Origin of the sequence: Providencia sp. PROV261 (assembly GCF_028477945.1) — a bacterium.
Lineage (GTDB): Bacteria > Pseudomonadota > Gammaproteobacteria > Enterobacterales > Enterobacteriaceae > Providencia > Providencia stuartii.
Genome location: NZ_JAMPMC010000058.1, coordinates 1 through 11,472, shown reverse-complemented (window position 1 = coordinate 11,472; position 11,472 = coordinate 1). Strand labels below are relative to the sequence as shown.

The window sequence follows — 11,472 nt, the reverse complement described above, 5'->3', positions numbered from 1 at the left end:
ACTTCTGCTCCGCCTGAGCGAACTTAAAGAAGGCGTCGATGATGCTGGCTTTGTCATTGAACTCATCTAGACATACCCGATGCTAAATCGCGGACATTACTGCCGATAATTGAGTCAAAAATTTACCCTGACAGCATCGTCTACACGGATAATTTTGCCTGTTATGACGTACTGGATGTAAGTGATTTTAAGCATTACAGAATCAACCACAGCACTCAGTTTGTCGACAAAAAAGACCGGCAAAATCACATCAATGGCATTGAGAATTTTTGGAACCAAGCGAAGCGTCACATGCGTAAATTTAACGGCATCCCGAAGGCACATTTTGAGCTGTATTTAAAGGAATGTGAGTGGCGATTTAACACACCTAGTGCAAAACAACAATTAACTATTCTAAAACAGATAGTTAAAGGTAAAATTTAAACCTTATCTAGGACAGCCCCTAACAATTTACCTGTCTTGCCTATCGCAAATTTCACATAGTATTCGTAGCGCATTTCTTTACGCGCATACTCCACCCATTCATTTCTAAACAGCCGATAACTATCACATGCAGCCCAAGAAATAGCCTTATCAGTTTGACCAACTATGCACCATTCTGATTTTAGGTAACTTCCTGAACTCAGAGCGGCACAAACTAGCTGTTTAACTTCATCAATATCCAATCCCATTGTCTGAACATCTTTTCTACAACGTTCAGTCAATAGCTTAGTGTTGTCACCAGCGGTTGAGAGCAATGTCCTAACCAACTCTGATGAATAAAGAGGCCCGTCTGCGGTATAGATTCTGTCACTGCCAGCTTCATTAGGTGGCTGCGCATCAATATAGGCACTTACATTTATCGCATTATTTACCATAATGGTAATTTAATCCAGTTAAAGTTGAACATTTAGCCTCACACCATTGCCGCTTCGTACACTTTTTCAACCTCGGTAAACTTAGTGACGCTCTCTAGGCGAGTTAAGGTTGTGAGTTTCATCGAGTTTTTCATTGGGTGATGCGGCACATTGGTCACTGGCGTTTGCAGTGACAGCGGTTTGCCAAGCTCAAATAAATAATACAAATCAGCAGAACCTGACTTCTTACCCGCTTGATCTTCAGTAATGGCGTAGCGTGGTAACACGGTGACTCGTTTAACCGGCCAAAGTTTGTCAATTTGCTTGGTTGAACTTTCAATGTCTGAGGTAGACGCCAACGCTAAATAGCGAATTTCCTCGGCAATATGCTGCTTAAATTTCTGCAAAAACATGCTTTGCGGCAGGTGATACCACTGCGCTGTGCCTTGCTCAAATTGTTCAAAGTAGCCATTATCACGGCCACGTTGCCCACCCAATGCCACTGTCATCGTCAAATCAGGGTACAGCACTTGGCGCATGCCGTAATAAGGTATGCGTGCAGCGTCTTGTACGTAGAGCCTTTCCGCCATGCCAGCCACAGGGTAAATAACTTCATTGCCCTGTCCTGTTTGTGCATTTGGCGCAGTGCCAATTTGCGCTTGCAAAAACTCTAGCAACCATTGATGGCCGGAATAACTGCTCTTAGTCTGGGTTGATTCAGTTTGACTAAGTTCGTTTTGGCTAGGCCCATTTTGACTAGGTAAGAGGGCAAATGCGCCAATACCCACTTCTTCTATCGCGGCTGCGTAGGGGTTGGGAGTTGTTGTTTGATCAAAAAAGCCTGGGTATAAAGCAAACGCACCAAAAACGGGGCGGCTTTTTTTGGCAGGTTGGCCAGCGTTTCCACTTGATGGTGATTTAGAATCGTGCGGCTCTGATAGGCGAATCAAAGCATCCCGATAACGGTGCATTTGGTTGATGGCATCGTCTGGTACGTAATCCTTACTTTCGATATCTTCATTACTGTCATCAAAGCGGTTTTTCTCGGTTTTAATACGGTACTTGGCATCAAATAGCCAAATAAACTGCTTTTCTTCTGATGAGTCTGCTTTCGTTAAATCAGCGCTTTTAGGCAGTGTCACTTCCAACACAATATCCGGCTCTTGGTTAACCAAGTACGAGCGGATTGATTGGCCCTTTTTGGTAAATTTCGGCTCGTGTGCCAGCCTAGCGGTCACACCATCGCTGCGTTTAAAACGAAAGGCTCCAGCAAAACCATCTTTTAGTTGGTACTCAAAAAAGTCATTTTGGGCGAGCTTAGTCGTCCCGTTTTCCACCAATTCAAAGCCAAGGTCTTGCTCTAAAATCTGCTTCAAACACAAAAAGCACCACACTTCGTAAATCTCTGCCACTGATTTCATTGAAATGCTCGACTGATTGCCAAACACATCTAAATAAAATTTCAGCTCCTGCCAAATACGATACACCGTGCTGTAACCGGTTTTTTGCTGAAGCACTAACGACTCACGGCTTAACCCTGTGTATGCGCCAACCTCTTTAAAAAAACTCTGACCTAACACTTTTTGCAGCGGTTGTTGCCAACTATGCAGCTCATTTAAAAATGAATCTGACAACCGTTGCCGCTCTGGCGCTTGGTTACTCTGCCTAAGCTTTTGTTCAAACTCCGCTAATTGCCGCTTACTTTTACTCACCGCCATTTTGATAAAACGGTTTTCTGGGGTATCGACACTCAGTTGCTTTTTTTCGACCGCATAGCGCTTATCGTACTGGCCATTCGCAAAGTCTTGCGTAACTTGCTCGGCTAACTTATGTGGCAAGCGGCCTTTTAATTTAGCCGCTTTAATATTGGCTACCGTCGGTTGCAAACGGCTATGAGGGGCTGCACAAATCACTTTTAAGCCTTGCTCAAAACGCTCCCGTAACGCGGCAAAATTAGCTAACCACATCAGTGGAAAATGCCCACGATGCTGGCTGGTCGCTGCATCTTGCTCGGTTTTTTCGACCAAACTAAAGCGCCAAAGAGGGTAAACTTTGTCTATAGCTTGGTACATGGCGGGCAAGTCTTGGTGAAGTGCCATTTTGGTTGGCAGCACTTCAAAGGCTATGTGCTGAGTCTGTGTTTTGCCATTGTGCTCAAAGGTAAGTGGCAAACGTAACCAGCCCACATCATTACCGGTATTAATGGTGCCGGTTAAACGTGCGGGCACCACGCCCCTTGCGGTTTTTACTTCGGGAGCAAAACGAAATGCCTCATTCACGTTTTGGCTGCGGTGGGTTAACCGCGCATTAGTGACTTCACTAAAAAATACCCACTCAAACTGGTACTGAGTATTCTCAAAAAACAGCGGGGAATTTAATGTAAGCTCAGCATGTTTCGCTAAGCCATTGGCAACAAGGTCATTTTCGGCTAAGTCACTTTCATCTAACCCACTTTGTACCAAGTCATCTGCAACTAGCCCTTGCGGTTCAATCGCATTGCTCAGCTGCGCTGCTGGCGCAAAGCGCAATTCGTAGCTAGGTTGTACATCATTAGCGCTCGCCCTATGCGCCATTGTATTCTGGTACACGCTCAACTTCTGGCTAATATCATTCGCCCAGACAGAAAACTCAAAGTCAGGGGTTTGTAATCGTATTAACTCCGGCATTCCCTACCACTCCTTACACCATCACTGTACGGGTTCTGCTTATAGGTTGCATTCATTGCAGAAGGCATCAAACAGCACCGACTCATTAAGGCCAGAAACTGGTAAAGGTAGCGCTGGCTAATCGCTCGCTCATCCACTGCAACTTCGCTTTTGAACGGCAAGGTATACGCAGTACTTTTTCCTCTTCAGTAGCACCATCGGCCACGATTTTCTCACGATACAAGTCAGGGCGTTGATTGGTTTCGTCTGTGTCAGACGCTAACCAAATGGGGGCTAACTGAGCAGCCAGCACAGTATTCAGTTCAACCAACAAAGCCTTACCATCAGATGTAGTCAGTTTGTCGGTATCGCCTTCGATGCGCGGCAGAACCTTACACATCATAAAGTCGTCCCATACGGCTTTTAAGGTCAGGTCATCTTGTGGTTGGTTGCTGGCAACCGCAAGCAGCAGTTCATTGAGCGCACGGAACGCCAACTCAAACGGGGTATTTTTTAGCACGGCATTAACGGCCGATAAAAACGCAACCGTTTTTGTGCCATCCGCATCAAAAGTATCAGCTAAATCTGCTTTGCTGGCATTTGACCAAATAGGATAGCTAAGGCGTTTATTGCAGCTGGTTGGAGTGAAAAAGTCATTATAATCGTTAGGGAAAAACGCGCCAAAATCAAAGCTCAGCGCTCGGTCAATCACCTTGCGTGAAAAGCCATGGGTGGTTTCATCCATATTCACCGTGCCTGCAACAAACAGGTTAAACGGAATACCTAAACCATATTGGCAAATGTCTGCCCACAGCTCATCGTATTGCGCGTCATCAAAACCTAGCGCTTCGCGTAGCTTTTCTTTGCCCGCAACTTCTTTAATGGTGGCGGGTTTCAATAGCGCATCGCAACTGTAGGTAAAGCTATCACCTGTCCAACTCCATTCGCGGGTTTCCAGTACCGATAAATAATCAGCAAAATATTGCTCAACAGGCGCAAGGTTCATTTCATCCAAGCACAGCCAGTAAGGCAGCACCTCATCTAACGCATCACGTTCACCAGCGACGACTAAACGCTTGCCTTGGTCTTCGCTCTCTTGCATACCAACGGTTAAGTTGCTATCAGCAATGGCACACCAAGCTTTGGCGATAAACTGCAATACATCGGTAGTGATGTATTCAGCAGCGCCATTTAGGCGTGAAATATAGCCCAGCAAGTCACTCGGCTCATGCCAGTCTGGGCGTACTGAGACCAAACAATAAGTTTCATCCAAGCTACCAGACGCCTTAGCTTGCTCACGCACAAAGCGGGTTTTACCTGTGCCTGAGATGCCAGCGAGAAGGAGGAATGGTTTGGACAAAAGCTGTGCTTCTAACGGCTTTACTGCATTTATTATTCTTTTATTTTTGGCATGTTCATTTGGTGAAAAAGATAAAGCTAAATTTTCTATTTTTTCTATCGTTACGTTTAGTGATTCAGAGCTTAAGTCAATTACATTGTCGTCATAATCAGAAAAATCTTTTTCAGTTGCCCAATTAATTATTTTAGAAAATGTAGTAAAGCATGGCTTCGTTTGAACCGTAATCATAGAATTAAGAATCAAATCAGTGAAATACTTAGAACCATTATCTCGCCATTCCTTTTCAACATAACGAGTCATCGAACTAAATTCTTTTAAATTAGACCTTATATCTTTTAGCCCGCTCAAAATTGACTCTAAAGATAATGTAAACTCTTTAACACTGCCACGCTGACCGCTATTTCTGAAATTTACAAAACCTCCTAACCTCCCGAGACTACAAGGAAACTTAGACTGCCCTGAAACTGAATCGAAGTAAGTATTTAAATCTGTCATATTTCCTATTCCATCAGTGAGCATATTTGACGCGCTAGTGCATTAATCACGTTGACTGTAACGCTATTACCGAATTGTTTATAAGCCTGTACTTTTGAAGAACTTGGTTCAAATTCATCAGGAAACCCTTGCAATCGTGCAGCCTCTCTTGGGCTAATCTTCCGAGGGTTTTTTCCAACCTGATCAATCAATACTTCACTACCATCTTTGTAATATCGCGCTGAGATAGTATTAGTGTACGGTGACTCTTCCGTAACTAAGCCAAAACCAAAGCCTTTGCCATTTTTTTTATTTTCAATTTTTCGACGTTGATGGCCTTCCCATAATCTATCAGAAATAGTTAATTTAGGATCTGGGTTTTCCTCAAGCATATCACCAACTTTAACTTCAATACCTAGTGGTTTTGGGTACTCAAAACTTTTAACTTCGCCATCACGCCATAAAACGATGTATATGCGCTGTCTATTCTGCGGTATTCCAAAGTCCACTGATTTCAGAACCATTTCTTTGGCTAAGGCTTGAATTTCCTTTGTAGAACCATGCTCAATAACACTTTTAGGAATATTACAGCTATATCCCATTTTGGTTAGCGTTTTTAAAATAACCTTGAGCGTATAGCCTTTATCATGGCTAATTAAACCTTTCACATTTTCAAGCAACGCAAACTTAGGCTTTTTCGTTTCTAGAATATTGGCTATGTCATGAAATAGAGTACCTCGGGTATCTTCAATCCCTAATTTAAGGCCTGCATGCGAAAATGGTTGGCATGGGAAGCCAGCCAAAAGAACGTCATGATCAGGGATTTCATTCGCAGGGATCTTTGTAATATCGCCAAATGGAATCTCGCCATGATTATTTTTGTAGGTTTGCTGAGCATGCTTATCAAATTCGGAAGAAAAAACACAAACGCCGCCGTTTTGTTGAAAACCGAGTCGAACCCCACCGATCCCTGCAAATAAGTCGATAAAACGAAACTTAGCGTCAAAATCAGGCTTTAGCTTTAAATCACCAAACACATCATTAAAGAACGCGTTACGCGTTGTGTATAAACCATTTTGTTGTAGCAGGCTGATTACACGCTCTTTGAGCTGTTCTGGCTTGCTGATTTCTGGATTACAGTAAAACTGGCTATCGGTCGCAATGGCGTGTAACCATTGATCAATTACCGCTTCAACGTCACTGTCTTGTGGCACATGCTCAAGTGCTAAGGGCTTAATCATTTCTTCTGCTTGTAGAAGGACGTTGGTTTTATTGTTCATTATTAACTACTACTAAAAATTCTTGATGGGTGACGGTAGGGCGAAGCATGTTTTTTATACTTTGCATTTCAACTAAGTTGTACTTGCCCAATGTTTTCAGTGTTCTCGACACATTACTGACAGCTCGGCCAGTCAGCGTGGCCAGCTCAGTTACCGATTTCGGCTGTTGTTCGGCGATTACTTTTAACAACTGCTGATTTTCTTTCGACAGCACATTGGCCACCGATTTCAGCGAATCGAACCAGATATCAACGGGGAAATCGGGGTCGGGCATTTGCCCTTTAATGCCAATCACGCAGCGCGATTGTTTGAGGTTTTTCATATTTCTCTACTAACAAAAATTGAAGATGAAACCTAAGAATGGAAATAAGCGATCAAGTCTTTAACGTCATCGGATCTAAAAATATCGTTTTTGGATGTGTCGCTATAAATTTCGGGATTTTCATCATCCCCTTCGTTGATGGCGCAGCTTATGGCATATCTTGGTAAGTCATCACTCTCTCGATACTCAACTTTTTGGTGCTCAACCCAAAGCAGATAGTACTCACCATCGTGACGAAAGTAGAACGACGCGCAAGCATCGTTTGGCGATGTATTGTTAATCAGCGTTACTGGTATATCGTGAGAATCAAACCCAAATTTAAGCTCTTCCATTACACGGCCCTTGATAACTGTTCATTTATACATGCCCTACATTTTATCATCTACTGATTAGATCACAAGATTATTTTCCATCATTCATTGCAATGGCGATCACCAATCACAGCAAGTACACAACCAGTACACTAACGGTATTGTCTGCCTTAGCCTTTAATCCTCGCCCAGCCTTTAGGTTGACTGGCGGTGCACTGCAAGGCGATAAGCCTACATAGGATTCATCGCCTTTTTAGTCATCCAAGATGCTGCCTTTAACACAATACATGCGTGGGCGGGTGTTGTCGGGTAGGCTGACTTTGCGCTGTGGTCGGTCAGTCAACTGACTGCTGTTTTGGAAATTATACGCCATTAACGGGATAATTAACGATGTGAGATTTCTCTTTGTGAGAGGAGTCAACCGCAGAGACAGGCTACAGAGTCAGCAGGCAGAGCATGCTGTGTGGATACGGGGCGATGATTTCTCAATCAGGATGCTCATTCTGAGCAGCGTGCCATGGGGTGCAAAGACGGGTCGATGCTCTTCGGGTATCATTCGTCTGGTGAGCGAGATTCATCAATGCGCGCTTGTAGCCACTGTTCAACTTCACTTTTCAGCCAACGAGAACTACGACCTAGTTTGATTGGCTTTGGAAACTCACCGTCTTGAATGAGTTTATAAAACCACTTATCCGTTAAGCCTGTTAATTGAGTGATGAATTTCATATCGATAAACTGGTCATTTAACAATGATGGTGTTGTGGCCGTTGATGTTTCAATTGGATTTGTCATGAGGAAAAACTCCTGTCTTTAAAATTAAAGTCAGAAGCGATACCGGTTTGATGAAAGGGATATCACTTCAAGTCATGACATCCCTTCTCCAGTTTTTAATTACCGACTGCATCCAAATGACCGTTCACCATCCACATTGAACTTGGTATGCAACTTAGCGAGATACCGAATTCGATTTACAATGATATTTTGGGATTGATTCGTCACTATGTAGGTATACATGCCATCTTCAGTTTCTTCCTTCTCGACACGATATAAATGCGTGACATTTTTACCCGCAATGTTGACTAATGGACGAGACGGTAAATACGCTATTTTGATGGCACTGCACCAAGCCTGTTGTAACATGACATAAAGGGTTCCACTCTCTTTTTTGAAATCCCCTAAGGAGTGATAGATATCTTTGTTAAGCAGTAACATCACGTGGTAGTGCTTTTGTTTATTCTTTTCACCAATCTCTTTCACCCAACAATAATGTAGTTCACAGGAAAGATTACGTTTCCAAGCCTCTTTTTTCTTTTTAAGGTCATTTTTGATTTTAGCCTTAAGTGATTCAAAGAATCGGGTAATTGCTGTGGAGTCATCTGCAACATCTTCTGGTGTAATTGGAAAGCGTAAATCAAGGTGTATGGCAGTTAAGCGTTTATGTACCGCTAGTGCTTTATTGATGGTACGGTTAATTTGGTTTACATAGTGTTGGTTTAGCTTTTTTGACATGACGTGTTCCTCTTGTGTTGATTGGATGTCATATCAATAGGAGGGCAGTATTAAATTACAGCGTGGTTATTAGGAGAATAAGTTCACCGATCTAAGTCTGCTGCTTAAGGCTGCAAGATCGTCATACTAACTGAACTTTTAAGGGAATAAGAGGTTGGTAAGTCAGTGTAGATTTATAAGACATGTGCTTAACCATATAGGTCATTTACGCATTAATAGATTTATGGAAGATGATGCCAATCTAGGTCTATAGGTATCGTTTTAGATGTGTAGGTTGGTTTTTGTATTGGAATAGTCGTGTTGATATTTAAATGTATTGTTTACATGAATACATTTGTTATGTAAATATTGGTTATAATACATAGTTGTATTAGTTAGTTATATTAGTTAGTTATATTAATTAGTTATATTAGTTATATTACTATACCAACATAATTAGTAGATAATTCCATTTAAATACAATCTCAAAAATACTTAGAGTCCCATGAGACAGCCTAGGATTTAACTTTAATAGGCTAGTTGCTCTTCGCAAGAAAAATAGCAAATTATCACTCTGAGATTAGCGACACCTACAATCTTTAAATCAATCAAGATTATTTTACCCATTCATGGAATAACACAAAAACTTCCATATTAAACATCATTAAAAACAAATTAATTACAAGAAAATTTATTATTAATATTATGTAAGTGTCTTATTTATTAAATAACACCACACTGATGAAATTTAAATACATTTACTAAATTCTCACCTAAAGACTGCTAATTTTTTATTACATTTATAGCAGTATGATAACTCACTTTATCGTGTTAAAAGCTCACCTAATGCTGCTATTATTTATTAGTATAGCTAAAATAGCCTTCATTTAAGACAAATAATTTTTTAGTCATAAATATTAATCTTCGTTCCTACTGCTTCATTTTAATGAACAAAGAAACGAATCATAATGACTGACTCATATTGGTATGGAAACTATTATCACGTTAGGTACTAAAACAACCTTTCGTTTGAAAGGCCGTTATTCTCGTGTATGCCTTGCTGCAATCCAACCATCAATCATACATCGGCGGAGATAAAGCTCATGTTGCTCACTTGATATAATTCTATTCATTATCACATCAATACAAGAGCCAGTAATAAATAATTTTCAAATGGGGAGATCTTTCCTGCTGTGTATCGTTAGAAGCATGACTGTATTGAAGTACCTGACAGCATATTGACCGAATCTAGGAGGTTAAGCTTCATCATTAAATGTACAATTTTTTCTTTTGGTGGGACTTACAGCTTCCTATTCTTCGCGAAGAAAAGTGTGATCAAGTAGGAAAAAAATCATGCAAAGCCTATACAGAATCATGTTTGTGAAATATGCTGCATTTACTATTAATGAAAACTGCTGCAAAAAAAGGTTAAAATGATTCGTAAGACGGTAAACATCAAAAAAAAAGAACTTGCTCAATATATTTCAAATACAGCGAAATGTCTCGGGCTTTCAGAATCGCGTTTTATCGAAAGGATACTCGAGGAGAGCATGGCTACATCTCGTTCAGAGTATAACGACATCCCCAAAATGCAAGAGATAGCGACTAAATTAAGAAGCATCGTCATTGGTTCAGACTCAAAACCAATAGCATATTCAAATAGTCTTTGCCAAATAAGGAACACCCTAACTGTTGATATACCAGAAGTAGAAGTAGAAATAAACAATAGTAACGTCAAATTAAGAATTGAAAACCTGTTATCACATGCACAAATGAATGCAATAAGACATGAAGTGACTAATGGAGAATTACATTCTCTATATCATGATATTAAACGCTATACTCACACTCACCTCCAAAATGAAACACATCAAAAAGATAAAGTATGTATTATTCCATTACTATTTATTCATATTGATAAAATAACACTGCAAGACACGCCTATACATGAAGAATCTTTAAAGAAATTAAAAATTTTACATGAGGAAATGTTAAAAAAACTCCAAAAAGAATATCCAGAAGAAATAGCCGACAAAATACGCAAAATTAATGAAGTCCATAAAGAAATAGAGAGTTACATTAAGGAATTATTAAAATTAACATCGTTCTCACTTAAAATTGAATATAGTGGATGGTTTAATGTGATTAGCCTTCATGAAGAGATCAATCATCAATACGGCTATTTCGATTTTCTGAATGTTAAGTACAAACGACATAATGACATGAAAGAAAATTCAGTTAATAAAAGTACAACGTTCCTTTGTTTATTAAAAGGCAAATATGGTTATCTTTACTGTGATATACTTTTATCGCCACAAAAAACAAAATCTATCATTCAAGAGTATAATGAACTAAAGTTACAAAGTAAAAAAAATAAATATCTTAACCTTATTGTAAAAAACGATTACGTTGTCAATATTATTAATGAGCATCCAAGAATGAGAAATAAATCCTTATTAATCAGAAAAATTTTAAGCATTCTTAATCAAAAAAATAAAATGTTGAAAAATATTCCACCAAGCATTAACCTTGATGATATTATCGTTAATCTCTAAATTATTTTAAATCTATATTATCTCCTTGTAAAATCACAAGGAGATTTTTATGTCTGCTGAACATATTGTTTCATCATTAATCAAAGCCACTCTATCTAACTCACTGTCACACCTGCAGACCCAGCTCTTACATGAAGTTAATCAACTCGTTCACTACTCCCCTACCATTGGCCTCATGGGCAAAACGGGCGTAGGTAAATA

9 protein-coding genes and 1 pseudogene are annotated in these 11,472 nt (G+C 40.2%); 2 read left to right on the top strand and 8 right to left on the bottom strand.

Annotation, left to right across the window (positions count from 1 at the left end; translation table 11 throughout):
* Window positions 1-72: 72 nt before the first annotated feature.
* A pseudogene (locus tag PR675_RS20050) lies at window positions 73-423 on the top strand (IS1595 family transposase); the annotation flags it as partial.
* Here PR675_RS20050 and PR675_RS20045 read toward each other — a convergent pair.
* From PR675_RS20045 to PR675_RS20010, 8 genes are all read right to left on the bottom strand, one after another.
* Window positions 420-857 (bottom strand): hypothetical protein, encoded by a 438-nt coding sequence (locus tag PR675_RS20045; protein ID WP_272582939.1) that lies wholly within the window; start codon window positions 855-857, stop codon window positions 420-422. The pseudogene PR675_RS20050 and the gene PR675_RS20045 overlap by 4 nt on opposite strands.
* 38 nt (window positions 858-895) lie before the next feature.
* Window positions 896-3,502 carry a restriction endonuclease-like protein gene (locus PR675_RS20040; RefSeq protein WP_272582938.1) on the bottom strand — a complete coding sequence of 869 codons (2,607 nt, stop codon included), beginning with the start codon at window positions 3,500-3,502 and terminating at the stop codon, window positions 896-898.
* Between the two features lie 85 nt (window positions 3,503-3,587).
* On the bottom strand, window positions 3,588-4,841 hold the full coding sequence (locus PR675_RS20035) for an McrB family protein (protein ID WP_272582937.1): 1,254 nt from the start codon (window positions 4,839-4,841) through the stop codon (window positions 3,588-3,590).
* 500 nt (window positions 4,842-5,341) lie between these two features.
* Entirely contained in the window at window positions 5,342-6,595 is a 1,254-nt protein-coding gene (locus PR675_RS20030; RefSeq protein ID WP_272582936.1) for a DNA cytosine methyltransferase, read from the bottom strand.
* The gene (locus PR675_RS20025; protein ID WP_272582935.1) at window positions 6,585-6,917 is read right to left on the bottom strand and encodes an HVO_A0114 family putative DNA-binding protein; all 333 of its coding nucleotides are present in this window, start codon (window positions 6,915-6,917) and stop codon (window positions 6,585-6,587) included. Before PR675_RS20025 ends, PR675_RS20030 begins: the two co-directional genes overlap by 11 nt.
* Before the next feature lie 32 nt (window positions 6,918-6,949).
* On the bottom strand, window positions 6,950-7,249 hold the full coding sequence (locus PR675_RS20020) for a hypothetical protein (protein ID WP_272582934.1): 300 nt from the start codon (window positions 7,247-7,249) through the stop codon (window positions 6,950-6,952).
* A gap of 531 nt (window positions 7,250-7,780) precedes the next feature.
* The gene (locus PR675_RS20015; protein ID WP_272582933.1) at window positions 7,781-8,020 is read right to left on the bottom strand and encodes a helix-turn-helix transcriptional regulator; all 240 of its coding nucleotides are present in this window, start codon (window positions 8,018-8,020) and stop codon (window positions 7,781-7,783) included.
* Window positions 8,021-8,119: 99 nt separating this feature from the next.
* Window positions 8,120-8,737 carry an inovirus Gp2 family protein gene (locus PR675_RS20010; RefSeq protein ID WP_272582932.1) on the bottom strand — a complete coding sequence of 206 codons (618 nt, stop codon included), beginning with the start codon at window positions 8,735-8,737 and terminating at the stop codon, window positions 8,120-8,122.
* Between the two features lie 1,529 nt (window positions 8,738-10,266).
* Here PR675_RS20010 and PR675_RS20005 point away from each other — a divergent pair.
* On the top strand, window positions 10,267-11,271 hold the full coding sequence (locus PR675_RS20005; RefSeq protein ID WP_272582931.1) for a hypothetical protein: 1,005 nt from the start codon (window positions 10,267-10,269) through the stop codon (window positions 11,269-11,271).
* The last annotated feature ends 201 nt before the right edge of the window (window positions 11,272-11,472 follow it).